A 12904-nucleotide genomic window follows, 5' to 3' on the forward strand; every position below is an offset into this window, starting at 1 on the left:
AATCAGGCGATGATGTCGGGGGTCAACTCGTCCTCGAGCCGGGAGATGCGGTCCTTGAGCGCAAGCTTTTGCTTCTTGAGCCGTTGCAGGGTCAGCGAATGGGTCAGGCTCTGCTCGGAAAGCGCGGCGATCGCCTCGTCGAGATCCCGATGCTCGCGCCGCAGCACCTCGAGCTTGGCACGGGCGATCTCTTCGTGGGACATCTCGTGTTGGGCGTTCATCTCGGGCCTCGGGCTGGATCGTTCCGGTTATAGCGCAGCCCCCTGACGTTGTTAATGGTTTTGCGGAAAAGCGTTAACGCGAGGCCGCGGTCCGAGAAAACGCTTGCCTGGCGGCGCCATACGCCCCGAAGCTTGGACCTGGATCCCATGCAGGAGAAGCCGATGCCCCGCACAGCCGCCGTCAAAGCCTCGGCCCTTGCGCTTGCACTGTCGCTGCCGCTTGTCCCCGCCCATGCGCAGGGGGCGGGCGAGCAGATGCAGCTTTGCGTCAACCAATGCCTTTATCACTTCGGCCCGGCCTCGAACCCGCGATACCATGCCTGCGTCGCCGAGCAATGCGAGGGGACCGGCCCGGCGCCCCAACGCCAGCAGCCCGCCCAGCCGCCGCGGCAGGGCGCCGCCTGGACCACCGGCGCGGTCGACGGCGGCAGGACGCATTACGCCAGGGTGCAATCCGGGCGGCTGGCGCTGAGCTACATGTGCCAGCGCGGCAGCGAGGGGCTGATCGCCGTCGAGGGCATGGCCGGCTCGCCCGGCTCGCTGGCGCTGCGCATCGACGGCAAGCGGATGGCGCAGCCCTTTGCCACAAGCGGCGGCATGCGCGCGACCCAGGCGGCGCGCGGCTCGGCGCTGCTGGCCGGGTTGCTGGGCGGCAGCCGGGTCGAGCTTTCGGACGACCGCGGCCGGGGCAGCCTGCCGCTGGCCGGATCGGGCCGGGCGATCCGAGCGGCCATGGCCGCATGCGGCCTGCGACCCTGAGGCCGCGCCGCTGCGACGCGGCAAGCCCTTGTTTCCGGCGGCATCCGTTCACATATTGGTCTTGCCGGATCGCCATTCCGGGGTCCGGCCGACAGTCGCTTTGATGCAAAGGGCTTGGGAACATGACCAAGATCAGTCTGGCCACTCATCCGTTCCTGCTGGGGTTCGACCAGTTGGAGCGCCTGGCCGAACGGGCCGCCAAGGGCGCCGAGGGCTATCCGCCCTACAATATCGAACACCAGGGGCCGAACGGCTTCCGCATCACGCTGGCCGTGGCGGGTTTTTCCGACGACGACCTGTCCATCACGCTGGAAGACCGCCAGCTGGTGATTCGCGGCCGCCAGTCGGATGCCGAGGAGGGCCGCGTCTTTCTGCACCGGGGCATCGCGTCCCGCGCCTTCCAGCGCAGCTTCGTGCTGGCGGACGGGGTCGAGGTGGTGTCGGCAGGTCTGGAAAACGGGCTTCTGAACATCGACCTGAGCCGCTCCGTGCCCGACAGCATCGTGCAGACCATACCGATCAGCCGCAAATGAAAGGGGATCGCAAATGAACGAGAAATTCGATTTCGGCCCGGAGAACGCGGGCAACATCGTCTATATCCGCCGCGTCGCCATGGACAGCCTGCCCGACGAGGTGCGCCGCCAGGTGCCGGATGCCGAGGCGCTTTACGCCGTGCATGGCGCGGACGGAGAGCGGCTGGCGCTGGTCAAGGACCGCAGCCTGGCCTTCATGCTGGCCCGTCAGAATGAACTGACCCCGGTCAGCGTGCACTGACCCGAAAGGCGCCTCCGCCCGGAAAAGCGGCGGCGGGGCATGTGGCCGGGGTCCGGTTGTCGCTTTCGCAGCGCAAGGCCGGGCTCGCGCCCGTCCGATACCAGTTCCCCGATCCGAGCTGAGAAAATGCCGAAGCGCACCGTCAAGGCGCCCGGCGGCCCCGCTCAAGGAGTGGGCCGCCCTTCACCATCGACCAGTTCCAGCCCGATCTCGTCCCGGTATTGCCGCAGCAGCGCCCGTGCAGCCGGATCGGCGGGCAGCAGCAGATGCGTCGCGCCATGGTTGCGACGGATCAGCGCCTGCCACAGCGTCTCGCGCCCGCCCGCATGGCGCGGCTCGGCCCCGACCGCCAGCAATTCGGCGCCAAGCTCGCCGGCCAGCCGCGCCGCGGCCGCCGCATCCGCAGGATCGCAGGCCAGCACCCGTTCGCAGCCCTGCGCGCGGAAATGCGCGCGCCAGCCGTTCGGCCCGCGCCGGGTGTCGCCCGCACCTGGCAGCCCCTTGACCGGCCCGCCCAGGCAGATCGGCCCGGCCGCGCGCTGCAAGGTCACGCCCGGATGGGCGGGATCGGCGCTGCCGAACAGGAGCTCAGCCTCGCGCGCCCTGTCCGGGCTCCATTTGTCGGTAACCGACAGGATGGCCATGACCGCGCCATCGGGGCCGCGCAGGGCGATATCCTCGCCCGGATCGACCTGAGCCGCGAAATCCGCGCCGACCTCCAGCACCACCGGCATGGGCCAGAGCGCACCCGTGGTCAGGCGCATCCCAGCCAGCACCGAATCGTAATCCGCCTGGGTCAGAAAGCCGCGCAGCGGCAGGAACCCACCGCCCGTCAGCAACTCCAGGTCGGCCATCTGCCGGGCCGTCAGATCCCAGGCTGCCATGCGCCCGGCCTCGGCCCGCAGCTTCTGCCCGGCCTCGGGGCTGACAAGCAGCGCACGGATCGGCTGGTGATGCGGCAGGTTCATCGGCGGCAAGCAGGCAGAACCCCGGCCATCAGGCGGGGATCTCGGCCGCATGCGGGTTCGGCTCGCCGGCCATGTCGTGCTCGGCCAGGAAGCGTTCGGCATCCAGCGCCGCCATACAGCCCATGCCGGCGCTGGTCACCGCCTGGCGATAGATGTGGTCGGTCAGGTCGCCCGCCGCAAAGACGCCGGGGATCGAGGTCCGCGTCGTGCCGGGCTCGACCTTGACATAGCCGCCGTGATGCAGCTCCAGCTGGTCCTTGACCAGTTCCGAGGCCGGCGCATGGCCGATGGCGATGAAGACGCCGTCCGCCGGCACCACCTGCTCGGTCCCCTGCCGGACATGGCGTACGCGCACGCCGGTGACGCCCGGCGGCTGCTGTTCGCCCTGCACCTCGACCAGCTCGTGATCCCAGAGCACCGAGACCTTGGGATTGCGGAACAGCCGCTCTTGCAGGATCTTTTCGGCCCGCAGGCTGTCGCGACGATGGATCAGCGTCACCTTGCTGGCGAAATTGGTCAAAAACAGCGCCTCCTCGACCGCGGTATTGCCGCCGCCCACCACCACGACCTCGCGGCCGCGATAGAAGAAGCCGTCGCAGGTCGCGCAGGCCGAGACGCCGAAGCCCTTGAACTTCTCTTCACTGGACAGGCCCAGCCAGCGCGCCTGGGCGCCGGTGGCCAGGATCACCGCATCCGCCGTGATGCGCGCCCCCGAATCAAGCTCGGCCACGAAGGGCCGCCGGCCCAGGTCCAGCCGCGTCACCGTATCGACAAAGATGCGCGCGCCCATGGCGCGGGCATGCGCCTCCATCCTGACCATCAGGTCGGGACCCTGGATCTCGGTCTCGCCGGGCCAGTTCTCGACCTCGGTGGTGATGGTCAGCTGGCCGCCCGGCTGCATGCCCTGGATCAGCACCGGCGACAGCATCGCGCGCGCGGCATAGACCGCGGCGGTATAGCCGGCCGGACCCGAGCCCACGATCAGCACGCGGCTATGGGCGGGCAGGCTGGTGTCGGCGGCAATCTCGGCAGGGGCATGGGACATGGCAGGGAACCTTTCGCTTGGCGCAGCCTTAGCTAATCACCGCCGGCCCGGCATGCAATCCATGAACCCCCTTTCGCGCAGCAGCGGAAAGAATGTTGCGCAATCCGGGCTCGCGGGATAGTTTCCGGCATGTTTTTTGCCCGCAAGGCAAATCAGGGGATCCGATGACTGCCGCCAGACTTGACGAAATCGACCGCAAAATTCTGGCGGAGTTGCAGGCCGACGGCCGCATGACCAATGTCGAGCTGGCCCGCCGCGTCGGCATTTCGGCCCCGCCCTGCCTGCGCCGCGTCCGCGCGCTGGAGGAGATGGGCTATATCCGCGGCTACCATGCCGATATCGACGCGCGCGAACTGGGATTCGAGGTGCAGGTCTTTGCCATGGTCCGGCTGGTCAGCCAGTCCGAGCGCGACCTGTCGGCCTTTGAAGCCCTGGCCTGCGAATGGCCGCTGGTGCGCGAATGCCACATGCTGAACGGCGAGATCGACTTCATCCTGAAATGCGTCTCGCCCGACCTGACCAGCTTCCAGCGCTTCCTGACCGAGAAGCTGACGGCGGCGCCGAACGTGGCTTCGGTCAAGACCTCGCTGGTGATCCGCTGCGCCAAGGACGAGCCGGGCGTGCCCTTCGAGGTGGTCGAGGAACGCGCGGCGGCGCTGGGGTGAGGGGATGCGGTGACGGCGGGGGCTTTTGAGTTCTTAGCCGACGGTCATGATACGCATACTCTGCCGACAGCGGCTATGTCTTGGAGGCCCACTTGAAGCTCCTGTCACTTATCGCGCTCGCCGTGTTGTCTGGGTGCGTAGAGGAGGACATTGCTTACCGATTTGTGGCCAAAGGAAACGCGAAACCTTTGTCTCTCTTGGCCAGCGAAGCGCAGTCTTTTGTATGCGTGGTTGCCATCTATCGTGCCTCGCCCAGCATAAAACCGCCCGAATTGGCTAACGGCTTTGAGCCATGGAGCGTGACTCAATTGTCTGATCGGGTGAACGAAACAGCGGTTGAACTGCGAGCCCTAAACAATGCTGGCGAATGTTGGGATGCGGAAATCCGCAAAGCGAGTGGTTCGCCTGACCCCTGGCACTATACCAAAGCCGCACAGCCAATGATCTCGTCTGACCACAGCGGGAATGTCGCCGTTTTCGATCCGCAACGCGGTATCTTCATCGCAATATCTGGGTGACTGACAGCTTCGTCCCGCATCGCGGAAACCGGCCAGACATCCCGCAGCCGCCCGCCCCGGCATCGAATGCCGTAGCCCGCGCGCCATCCCCCCGACCTACAACGCAATCGCCGAGATCAGCCGTCCGTAATCCGCCTGGTTCTGATGCGTGCTGCGGCGATAGGAGAAAAAGCGGTCCGGGTCGGAATAGGTGCAATGCCGCGTCCATTCCGCCTCGACCCCGGCCTCGCGCAGCCGCATCAGGCCGAACGAGGGCAGGTCGAACATCGGCCGCCCGTTCGGCCCGCCGGCGAAGAAACGGTGATAGCCCGGATCCTCGACCAGGAATTCGTCCATGAAATCCTCGCCGACCTCATAGGCGCGCTGGCTGATCGTGGGGCCGATCACCGCGCGGATCCGCGAAGCGCCCAGGTCGTTCATCGCGCCCACCGCCGCCTCGATCACGCCCGAAAGCGCGCCGCGCCAACCGGCATGGACGGCGCCGATCACCCCTGCCTCGGGATCGGCCAGCAGGATCGGCTGGCAATCGGCGGTCAGCACCGCCAGCGCCACGCCGGGCTGGTCGGTGACGATGCCGTCGGCGCGAATCCCCGCAAGACCGGCGGGATCGTCGCCCGCGCGCAGCACGGCAATCTCGGCGGAATGCACCTGATGCACCGTGGCAAGGCCGGCGGGCGGCACGCCCATCGCCTCGGCGACGCGGGTGCGGTTGATGCTGACGATCTCGGCCTGGTCGCTGGAGCCGTAGCCGCAGTTCAACCCCGAAAACAGCCCCGAGGAGGCGCCGCCGCGCCGGGTGAAGAAGCCGTGCCGCACCGAGGCGAGCAATGGATGGGTCAGGATCTCAAGCGTCGTCTGCATCGTCGTCCCGGGGCTCGAATCCGGCAGGCACGGGCGCATGGCGAGCCCAGAAGGCCAGCACCTTGAACAGGTGACCCATTTCGCCGGGCGCGGTCAAGCGATGAAGCGCGGCCATCGCCCCCTCGTCGCCCGCCCGGGCCAGTTGCTGCGCGCGGCTCTCGATCCCCAGCCGCAGCAGCCAGTCGCCCTGCGCGACCATGCGCGAGGCGCGAACCCCGGCCGCCCGCCCCGCCGCGGCCAGGGGCGCGAAATCGACATGCGCGGTCAGGTCGGCCTCGCCGGGGTTGGCCAGCACATCCTCGGGCCGGTGGCGGCGCAGGGCCTGGAAGGTGTCGCCCTGCCCGTCCCAACCGCCATAGTCGACGACGATGGCGCAACCGCCATGCGCCGCGATGCGCCCGGCGACCTGCGCGACGATCGGCGCGGCCTCGGGGCAGGTTTCGCGGATCACCCCCTCGGGCGCGAGGGGCAGCGAAGCATCGCCGGGGATGGGCAGCAGCCCCATCTCCAGCCCGCCCTGCGCATCCAGCGCCACCACGCGCTCGGCCCAGCCCTGCGCGCCGCGCTGGAACTGGCGAATCGGCAGGGCGTCGAAGAACTCGTTGGCGACCAGGAACAGCGGCGCCTGCGGCAGTTGCGATACATCGTCCAGATGCACGATCTCGCCCAGCCTGTCGCGCTGGACCCGGCGCAGATGCGGCGATGCTTCGACCAGCGCGACCCGCGCCGCCTCGGCCATGCCGGGCACGATGCGGATGGCGCGCAGGATGTCGGCCATCAGCGTGCCGCGCCCCGGCCCGATCTCGGCCAGGGTAAAGGGCGCGGGCCGGCCCTGGTCCAGCCACGCCTGCCCCAGCGCCAGCCCGATCATCTCGCCGAACATCTGGCTGATCTCGGGCGCGGTGGTGAAGTCGCCCGCCGTGCCGAAGGGGTCGCGGGTCGCGTAATAGCCATGCTCGGGATGCAGCAGGCACAGCCGCATGTATTCGTCCAGAGCCATCGGCCCCGACAGCCGGATGCGCGTGGCGATCAGGCGGGCCAGCGGCGTCATGCGGCCGTCTGCGGCACGGCCGGCCGCATGCGCGCGCGAATCAGGAAGGCCAGCCCGAGCAGCACCATCGGCAGCGACAGAAGCTGGCCCATGGTCACGCCCCAGGCCGGCCCGCCCAGCACATGGCCCAGCGGATTGTCGGGCGTGATGAACTGCGCATCGGCCTGGCGGAAGAACTCGACGACGAAACGCGACAGGCCGTAGCCGATCAGGAATATCCCCAGCGCCTGCCCCGGACGGCGCAGGCCCCCGGCGCGGACCAGCAGGAACAGCGCACCGGCCAGCAGCACGCCCTCCAGCCCCGCCTCGTAAAGCTGGCTGGGATGACGGGCGCAGGGGCCGGCGATGCCGGGGCAGTTCTGCGCCGCCTCGCCGGGAAAGATCACGCCCCAGGGCGCATCGGTCGGCCGGCCCCACAGTTCGGCATTGATGAAATTCGCCATCCGGCCAAGACCCAGCCCGATCGGCGTCGCCACCGACAGCGCATCGGCCAGCCGCAGCGCCGGAATGCCGTGGCGGCGGCAATACCACCAGGAGGCCAGCACCACGCCCAGGAAACCGCCGTGAAAGGACATGCCGCCCTGCCAGATCACCGGGATCTGCCCCGGATTGGCCAGGTAATAGGCCGGCTCGTAGAACAGCACGAAGCCCAGCCGCCCGCCCAGCACCACGCCGGCGATCACCCAGGTCAGCAATTCCTCGACCCGCTCGGGACGCATCGGCGCATCGGCGCCCCAAAGCCGCGGGCGCCGCATCAGCGCGACGATGATGCGCCAGCCGATCAGCAGCCCGACCAGATAGGCCAGCGCATACCAGCGCAGCGAAAGCGCCATGCCGAACAGGTGGATCGTGAAGATCTCGGGCGAGATGTCGGGAAAGGGGATCATGGGCTCCTCGTTTCGGCGCGGGCAGGCTACGCGGGGGCGACCGGGTGTCAACCGGCGCTGTCAGGCAATTGAACAGCCGCGCCCCCGGGGCCATATAGGGGGTCACGCTGAACCGAAAGGCCCGCCATGACCGCGAACAACCGCTTTATCGACGATCTCTCGAAATTGATGACCAATGCCATGGGCGTGGCCCAGGGCGCCAAGGACGAGGCGCAGACCGCCTTCAACGGCTGGATCGACCGCTGGCTGGCCGATCGCGACTTCGTCACCCGCGAGGAATTCGAGGCGGTACGCGAAATGGCGATCAAGGCGCGGTCCGAGAATGCCGAGCTGCGCGCCCGCCTCGACGCGCTGGAGGGCAAGGCGGCCGATCAGGGCTGAACCTGCCGGTGCAGCCGGCCCTGCTTGTCGTAAAGCAGCACCTCGCCCGTCTCGGTCACCACCACCAGCCAATCGCGGGCAAAGGTGACGGCGGCGGGCACGGCCCCTTCGGGCAGGGCGATCTGTTCGGGCAGTTCCGGCAAGGGCGGTTGCGACAGGCGCAACCATAGCAGCGCCGCGATCACCAGCACGCCCAGTCCCATCACCGCCGCCAGCGCGGTCACCAGGAAGCGCAGCCAGCGCAGCATCGGCAGCGCTTCCTCTGGCCCGCCGTCCAGCCTATCATCCCGTGCCATGGCCGAAATCCTCATCACCATTCCCGAAGGTCTGTCCGAGCGCCTTGATAAGGCGCTTGCCCTTGCCGCGCCAGAGCAGGCGGCGCTGTCGCGCTCGCGCCTGGCCAAGCTGATCGCCGAGGGCGCGGTCCTCGGCCCCTCGGGGCCGGTGACGGACGGCAAGGCGCGGGCCGAGACCGGCGACTACCGGGTGCGGATCGGTGCGCCCGAGCCGCTGGAGGCGCAGCCCGAGCCGATCCCCTTGGCCGTCGCCTATGAGGACGCGGAGCTGATCGTGGTGGACAAGCCCGCCGGCATGGTGGTGCATCCCGCGCCGGGCGCGCCCTCGGGGACGCTGGTCAACGCGCTGCTGGCGCATTGCGCGGGCAGCCTGTCGGGCATCGGTGGCGCGGCGCGGCCCGGCATCGTGCATCGCATCGACAAGGAAACCTCGGGCCTTCTGGTGGTGGCAAAGACCGACCGCGCCCATCAGGGGCTGGCGCGGCAATTCGCCGACCACACGGCACGGCGGCGCTATCTGGCCATCGCGCATGGCATGATCGACCCGGCCGATGCCCGACTGCGGGGCCTGCCGGGCGTGGGATTCGAGCCGGGCGGCGTGCTGCGCATCGCCACGCTGATCGGCCGCCACCCCGGCGACCGGCAGCGCCAGGCCGTCAGCTTCCAGAACGGCCGCCATGCCGTGACCCGCGCCCGGGTGGTCGAGACCTTCGGCACGCCCCCCGCCGCCATGCTGGTCGAATGCCGGCTGGAAACCGGACGCACGCATCAAATCCGCGTGCATATGGCCCATGCGGGATTGGGGCTGGTCGGCGACCCGGTCTATGGTGGCAACAGGCGGGCCTCGGCCAGGGCGTTGGGGGCGGATGCCGCCGCGGCCGTCGCCGCCTTTCCCCGCCAGGCGCTGCACGCCGCCGAGCTGGGCTTCGAACATCCGGTCAGCGGCCAGACGCTGACCTTTGCCAGCCCGCTGCCGGCCGACATGGCCGGACTGCTGGCGACACTGCGCCAAGCGGCGGACTGACGGAACCCGGGCCGCGCCGATAGCGTTCACAATTACCCGCCAAAGCGCGGGACAGGGAATTTTCAGATGGCGAACTACACCAACCTTCCGGCACCCAGCCCCGAACAGGGCCTCAACCGTTATTTGCAGGAGATCCGCAAGTTTCCCCTGCTGGAACCGGAAGAGGAATACATGCTGGCCAAGGCCTGGGTCGACCATCAGGACGCCGAGGCGGCCCAGAGGCTGGTGACGAGCCACCTGCGGCTCGCCGCCAAGATCGCAATGGGCTATCGCGGCTACGGCCTGCCGCAGGCCGAGGTCATTTCCGAGGCGAATGTGGGCCTGATGCAGGCGGTCAAGCGCTTCGACCCGGAAAAGGGCTTCCGCCTGGCCACCTATGCCATGTGGTGGATCCGCGCCTCGATCCAGGAATATATCCTGCGCTCGTGGTCGCTGGTGAAGATGGGCACCACCTCGGCCCAGAAGAAGCTGTTCTTCAACCTGCGCAAGGCCAAGTCCAAGCTGGGCGCGCTGGAAGAGGGCGACCTGCGCCCCGAAAACGTCACTCAGATCGCCCATGACCTGAACGTAACCGAGCAGGAGGTCATCGACATGAACCGCCGCCTGTCCAGCGGCGATGCCTCGCTGAACGCGACGGTAGGCTCGGGCGACGGCGAATCGACGGCGCAATGGCAGGACTGGCTGGAGGACGAGGACGCCAATCAGGCCGAGGCGTTCGCCGAGGCCGACGAATTGTCGGCGCGGCGCGAGATGCTGATCGCCGCCATGGACGTGCTGAACGACCGCGAAAAGGACATCCTGATGGAGCGCCGCCTGCGCGACGATCCGATGACGCTGGAGGATCTTTCGACGCGCTACGGGGTATCGCGCGAGCGCATTCGCCAGATCGAGGTCCGCGCCTTCGAGAAGCTGCAGAACCGCATTCGGGAGCTGGCGCGCGAACGCGGCATGACCGTGCCCGAAAACGCCTGACCCGCGATTGCCGCCGGCCTGTCCGTTCCATCGTCTTTCCGCTCCCGGCCTTGCTCTGCTCCGACGGCGCGCGAGGGACCATGCGCCGGCCGACACCCTGGCCGGCACGAGGGTCTTTTCGGCCCAAGGCATCGGAAAACCGCCGCCAGCCTTGCCTAAAAGCCCGGTGGAGCGACGTCGGCCCGAAGCGGCCGCCCCATGCAGCAGCCCGTTTGCGCGGCTGGCGCAGGCCGGGCGGTTTTCCCGGCAGCCACCCGCCGGCCCCACCAGCGCCGGGACGGGAATTATCGTGACAGCGGGCAGAGTTGACCGGCGCCCGGCTTGGCTTATGGTCGGGACAGGACAGCAGGGGCCGATGGCGCGGAAATGACGGCGCTGAACCAATATCAACGGCTGGAAGCCGCAGGAATCTGGCGCGAGACGCCCCAATCGCAGCTGCGCGACGTGATCGTCTCGTTCGGGGATGCGACATTGGTGCTGACCGATCCGCGCTCGGAAGTGCCGCTGGCGCATTGGTCGCTGCCCGCGGTCACCCGGCTCAATCCCGGCAAGTTGCCGGCGCGCTATGCGCCGGGCGGGCCCGATGCCGGCGAAGAACTGGAAATCGACGACGAACTGATGATCTCGGCCATTTCCAAGGTGCATCATGTGATCGAGGCCAGCAAGCCGCATCCCGGCCGACTGCGCGGCGGGCTGATGCTGGGCGCGGCGGCGGTCATGGCGCTGCTGGCGGTGTTCTGGGTCCCGCCGGCGCTGGTGCGCCATGCCGCCGATATCGCCCCGCCGGCGCAACGGGCCGAGATCGCTCGCATGGTGCTGGCCGAGGTTGCCAAGACCACCGGCAGCCCCTGCTCGCGCCCGGCGGGGGACATGGTGCGCCAGAAGCTGGCGATGCGGCTGATCGGCCCGGATGCGCAGATCGTCGTGGTGCCGGCAAGCCTGCGCGGCGCGATCCGCCTGCCCGGCCCGATCACCGTCATCGGCGAGGATCTGGTCGCGGGCCAGATGACCCCCGAAGTCGCCGCCGGCCATATCCTGGCCGCCCAGGCGGCGGCGGTGCAGGACGATCCCTTGCTGGCCGCACTGCGCCATGCCGGGCCCCGCGCCACCTTCCATCTGCTGACTGCCGGAACGCTGCCGGAAAAATCGCTGACGGGATATGGCGAGAAGCTGCTGGCCGGCCCCCTGCCCCGCCCCGAGGACGAACCGCTTCTAGCCTATTTCACCCGCACCGGCATCTCCAGCGAACCCTATGCCCGCTCGCTGGACCCGACGGGCGAGGCGGTGCTGGGCCTGATCGAGGCCGACCCCTTCCGCACCGCCGAACCGCGTCCCGTGCTTGGCGACCGGGAATGGATCGCGCTGCAGGAGATCTGCGATCAGTAGCCGCCGCTCAGCGCGGAAAGGCATCGTGATACCCGGCCTTGCGGATGGCATCGAGCGCCCGGACGATGCCTTCGCGGTCGGCAAAGGGGCCGGCCATGAGGAACTGCACCTCGCGACCGCCGACCCGATCCTTGCCGCGAAGCAGCGGATAGCCCATGCCGGCGATGCGGCCGGCCGCACGTTCGGCATTCCGGGGATCGGCGAAAGTGCCGATCTGCACATAGCGCGCCCCGGCCGGGATCATGCCGGCCGAAGGTTGCGTCGCAGGCTTGGCGCGGGGGGCGGCCGATACTGTGGCGGGGGCCGGTTTTTCGGGTGTCTGTCCGACAGTTGCGGATCGCGGCGGCCTGACCGCTGCCGTCGGCGGCGGCGCAGGCAGCGGAGCGGTGGCGGTTTCGCCTGCGGACAGATCGGGCAGCGTGCTTTCCGCGGCCTTGGACATGCTGCCCACCGGACGCGCGAAGCTAAGCCGCGACAGTTCGGATTTGGGCAGCGTCGCGCAATAGCCCTGCGTCGGATCGTCCAGCCCGGCCGCGCCCGGTCTATCGTCATAACCCAGCAGTTCGCAAAGCCGGCGGTTCGGTTGCAGGGCGCCCCCCATGTCCTGACGCAGCGCAGGCGCCGCCGCCAATGCCGCCCGCAACGTATCCGCCGGAACCGGGGAATGCGGCTCGGGCCCCAGATCTGGCAGACGCTCCATCGGCCGGGGATCGCTGGCCAATTCGCCGGGGCGCAGGTTGGTGATGACCTGCTGCAACAGCGCCTCTTCCAGCAATTCGGAGCGGCTGCGCCCGGCATTCGGGTCCAGCGCCCGCAGGCTTGATCCGCCATCCGCCCCGCGTGCCGAGAACGTCGGCGGATAGCCGCAGACCCGCGTGCCGTCGCGCGCAAGCCGCGGCGTCCAGCCGCCCGCATCGTCGCGCAGGAAAACGCAGCCGCGGCTGTCGATATACTGCCGCGACGGGAAATCGTCCGGCGGATCCTCGGCCGGGCGAAGCCCCTGCGCCAGCACAAGCCCCGGCAGCAGAACCAGCATCAGCCACAGAACAACCCGCATCGCCCCATCCTCGAATCACGCCTGATCCGGTGATAGGGC

General features: G+C 68.8%; 17 protein-coding genes. 9 read left to right on the forward strand and 8 right to left on the reverse strand.

What is annotated here, in order from left to right:
* Positions 1–2: 2 nt before the first annotated feature.
* Positions 3–221 carry a YdcH family protein gene (locus QPR87_RS15405; RefSeq protein ID WP_011748490.1) on the reverse strand — a complete coding sequence of 73 codons (219 nt, stop codon included), beginning with the start codon at positions 219–221 and terminating at the stop codon, positions 3–5.
* Between the two features lie 162 nt (positions 222–383).
* On the opposite strand from QPR87_RS15405, the gene QPR87_RS15410 reads away from it, so the two are divergent.
* The 3 genes from QPR87_RS15410 to QPR87_RS15420 all read left to right on the forward strand — a co-directional run bounded on the left by QPR87_RS15410 (position 384) and on the right by QPR87_RS15420 (position 1754).
* Positions 384–980: a DUF1176 domain-containing protein gene (locus QPR87_RS15410; RefSeq protein WP_285050155.1), complete on the forward strand. Its 597-nt coding sequence runs from the start codon at positions 384–386 to the stop codon at positions 978–980.
* A 122-nt stretch (positions 981–1102) separates the two neighbouring features.
* Complete coding sequence (locus QPR87_RS15415; RefSeq protein WP_011748492.1) at positions 1103–1513, forward strand: Hsp20 family protein; 411 nt, start codon at positions 1103–1105, stop codon at positions 1511–1513.
* Positions 1514–1526: 13 nt separating this feature from the next.
* A complete protein-coding gene (locus QPR87_RS15420) occupies positions 1527–1754 on the forward strand; it encodes a DUF1150 family protein (protein ID WP_011748493.1) in 228 nt (75 codons plus the stop codon).
* A gap of 164 nt (positions 1755–1918) precedes the next feature.
* Here QPR87_RS15420 and QPR87_RS15425 read toward each other — a convergent pair whose 3' ends face one another.
* Both QPR87_RS15425 and trxB read right to left on the reverse strand, forming a co-directional pair.
* On the reverse strand, positions 1919–2722 hold the full coding sequence (locus QPR87_RS15425; RefSeq protein ID WP_285050260.1) for a bifunctional sulfate adenylyltransferase/adenylylsulfate kinase: 804 nt from the start codon (positions 2720–2722) through the stop codon (positions 1919–1921).
* Positions 2723–2750: 28 nt separating this feature from the next.
* The gene (gene trxB, locus QPR87_RS15430; protein WP_011748495.1) at positions 2751–3767 is read right to left on the reverse strand and encodes a thioredoxin-disulfide reductase; all 1017 of its coding nucleotides are present in this window, start codon (positions 3765–3767) and stop codon (positions 2751–2753) included.
* A 164-nt stretch (positions 3768–3931) separates the two neighbouring features.
* Here trxB and QPR87_RS15435 point away from each other — a divergent pair, with 164 nt between their 5' ends.
* Positions 3932–4432, forward strand: coding sequence for an Lrp/AsnC family transcriptional regulator (locus QPR87_RS15435; protein WP_011748496.1), 501 nt, complete (start codon positions 3932–3934; stop codon positions 4430–4432).
* A 92-nt stretch (positions 4433–4524) separates the two neighbouring features.
* The gene (locus QPR87_RS15440) at positions 4525–4950 is read left to right on the forward strand and encodes a hypothetical protein (protein ID WP_128492949.1); all 426 of its coding nucleotides are present in this window, start codon (positions 4525–4527) and stop codon (positions 4948–4950) included.
* Between the two features lie 96 nt (positions 4951–5046).
* On the opposite strand, the gene pgeF is transcribed toward QPR87_RS15440, so the two are convergent.
* The 3 genes from pgeF to lgt are packed head-to-tail and all read right to left on the reverse strand — an operon-like array spanning position 5047 to position 7749.
* Positions 5047–5811: a peptidoglycan editing factor PgeF gene (gene pgeF / locus QPR87_RS15445; RefSeq protein ID WP_285050160.1), complete on the reverse strand. Its 765-nt coding sequence runs from the start codon at positions 5809–5811 to the stop codon at positions 5047–5049.
* Positions 5795–6862, reverse strand: coding sequence for a class I SAM-dependent methyltransferase (locus tag QPR87_RS15450; RefSeq protein ID WP_285050162.1), 1068 nt, complete (start codon positions 6860–6862; stop codon positions 5795–5797). The genes pgeF and QPR87_RS15450 overlap by 17 nt, the downstream gene beginning before the upstream one ends.
* Positions 6859–7749, reverse strand: a complete 891-nt coding sequence (gene lgt, locus QPR87_RS15455; RefSeq protein WP_285050163.1) for a prolipoprotein diacylglyceryl transferase — start codon at positions 7747–7749, stop codon at positions 6859–6861. The genes QPR87_RS15450 and lgt overlap by 4 nt, the downstream gene beginning before the upstream one ends.
* Positions 7750–7875: 126 nt before the next feature.
* On the opposite strand from lgt, the gene QPR87_RS15460 reads away from it, so the two are divergent.
* Complete coding sequence (locus QPR87_RS15460) at positions 7876–8130, forward strand: accessory factor UbiK family protein (RefSeq protein WP_011748501.1); 255 nt, start codon at positions 7876–7878, stop codon at positions 8128–8130.
* Here QPR87_RS15460 and QPR87_RS15465 read toward each other — a convergent pair.
* Positions 8121–8426, reverse strand: a complete 306-nt coding sequence (locus tag QPR87_RS15465; RefSeq protein WP_232290458.1) for a DUF6476 family protein — start codon at positions 8424–8426, stop codon at positions 8121–8123. The two genes, QPR87_RS15460 and QPR87_RS15465, sit on opposite strands and share 10 nt — an antisense overlap.
* Between QPR87_RS15465 and QPR87_RS15470 the strand changes: the two genes are divergently transcribed.
* The 3 genes from QPR87_RS15470 to QPR87_RS15480 all read left to right on the forward strand — a co-directional run bounded on the left by QPR87_RS15470 (position 8425) and on the right by QPR87_RS15480 (position 11808).
* The gene (locus QPR87_RS15470) at positions 8425–9450 is read left to right on the forward strand and encodes an RluA family pseudouridine synthase (protein WP_285050167.1); all 1026 of its coding nucleotides are present in this window, start codon (positions 8425–8427) and stop codon (positions 9448–9450) included. The two genes, QPR87_RS15465 and QPR87_RS15470, sit on opposite strands and share 2 nt — an antisense overlap.
* Before the next feature lie 66 nt (positions 9451–9516).
* Positions 9517–10422, forward strand: coding sequence for an RNA polymerase sigma factor RpoH (rpoH, locus tag QPR87_RS15475; protein WP_011748503.1), 906 nt, complete (start codon positions 9517–9519; stop codon positions 10420–10422).
* 366 nt (positions 10423–10788) lie between these two features.
* Complete coding sequence (locus tag QPR87_RS15480; protein ID WP_285050169.1) at positions 10789–11808, forward strand: hypothetical protein; 1020 nt, start codon at positions 10789–10791, stop codon at positions 11806–11808.
* A gap of 7 nt (positions 11809–11815) precedes the next feature.
* Here the strand turns inward: QPR87_RS15480 and QPR87_RS15485 are convergent, their stop codons facing one another.
* A complete protein-coding gene (locus QPR87_RS15485) occupies positions 11816–12865 on the reverse strand; it encodes an SPOR domain-containing protein (RefSeq protein WP_285050172.1) in 1050 nt (349 codons plus the stop codon).
* Positions 12866–12904 lie beyond the last annotated feature (39 nt).

The sequence above is a fragment of the Paracoccus sp. SSJ genome, assembly GCF_030234105.1.
In the GTDB taxonomy this organism is placed as follows: domain Bacteria; phylum Pseudomonadota; class Alphaproteobacteria; order Rhodobacterales; family Rhodobacteraceae; genus Paracoccus; species Paracoccus denitrificans.

Excerpts from the sequence above, each read along its gene's own strand:
- QPR87_RS15480 (WP_285050169.1), top strand. The coding sequence starts at position 10,789 with ATGACGGCGCTGAACCAATATCAACGGCTGGAAGCCGCAGGAATCTGG.
- pgeF (WP_285050160.1), bottom strand. The coding sequence starts at position 5,811 with ATGCAGACGACGCTTGAGATCCTGACCCATCCATTGCTCGCCTCGGTG.
- trxB (WP_011748495.1), bottom strand. The coding sequence starts at position 3,767 with ATGTCCCATGCCCCTGCCGAGATTGCCGCCGACACCAGCCTGCCCGCC.
- QPR87_RS15415 (WP_011748492.1), top strand. The coding sequence starts at position 1,103 with ATGACCAAGATCAGTCTGGCCACTCATCCGTTCCTGCTGGGGTTCGAC.
- QPR87_RS15420 (WP_011748493.1), top strand. The coding sequence starts at position 1,527 with ATGAACGAGAAATTCGATTTCGGCCCGGAGAACGCGGGCAACATCGTC.
- QPR87_RS15450 (WP_285050162.1), bottom strand. The coding sequence starts at position 6,862 with ATGACGCCGCTGGCCCGCCTGATCGCCACGCGCATCCGGCTGTCGGGG.
- QPR87_RS15425 (WP_285050260.1), bottom strand. The coding sequence starts at position 2,722 with ATGAACCTGCCGCATCACCAGCCGATCCGTGCGCTGCTTGTCAGCCCC.
- QPR87_RS15410 (WP_285050155.1), top strand. The coding sequence starts at position 384 with ATGCCCCGCACAGCCGCCGTCAAAGCCTCGGCCCTTGCGCTTGCACTG.
- QPR87_RS15460 (WP_011748501.1), top strand. The coding sequence starts at position 7,876 with ATGACCGCGAACAACCGCTTTATCGACGATCTCTCGAAATTGATGACC.
- QPR87_RS15465 (WP_232290458.1), bottom strand. The coding sequence starts at position 8,426 with ATGGCACGGGATGATAGGCTGGACGGCGGGCCAGAGGAAGCGCTGCCG.
- QPR87_RS15470 (WP_285050167.1), top strand. The coding sequence starts at position 8,425 with ATGGCCGAAATCCTCATCACCATTCCCGAAGGTCTGTCCGAGCGCCTT.
- rpoH (WP_011748503.1), top strand. The coding sequence starts at position 9,517 with ATGGCGAACTACACCAACCTTCCGGCACCCAGCCCCGAACAGGGCCTC.
- lgt (WP_285050163.1), bottom strand. The coding sequence starts at position 7,749 with ATGATCCCCTTTCCCGACATCTCGCCCGAGATCTTCACGATCCACCTG.
- QPR87_RS15405 (WP_011748490.1), bottom strand. The coding sequence starts at position 221 with ATGAACGCCCAACACGAGATGTCCCACGAAGAGATCGCCCGTGCCAAG.
- QPR87_RS15485 (WP_285050172.1), bottom strand. The coding sequence starts at position 12,865 with ATGCGGGTTGTTCTGTGGCTGATGCTGGTTCTGCTGCCGGGGCTTGTG.
- QPR87_RS15435 (WP_011748496.1), top strand. The coding sequence starts at position 3,932 with ATGACTGCCGCCAGACTTGACGAAATCGACCGCAAAATTCTGGCGGAG.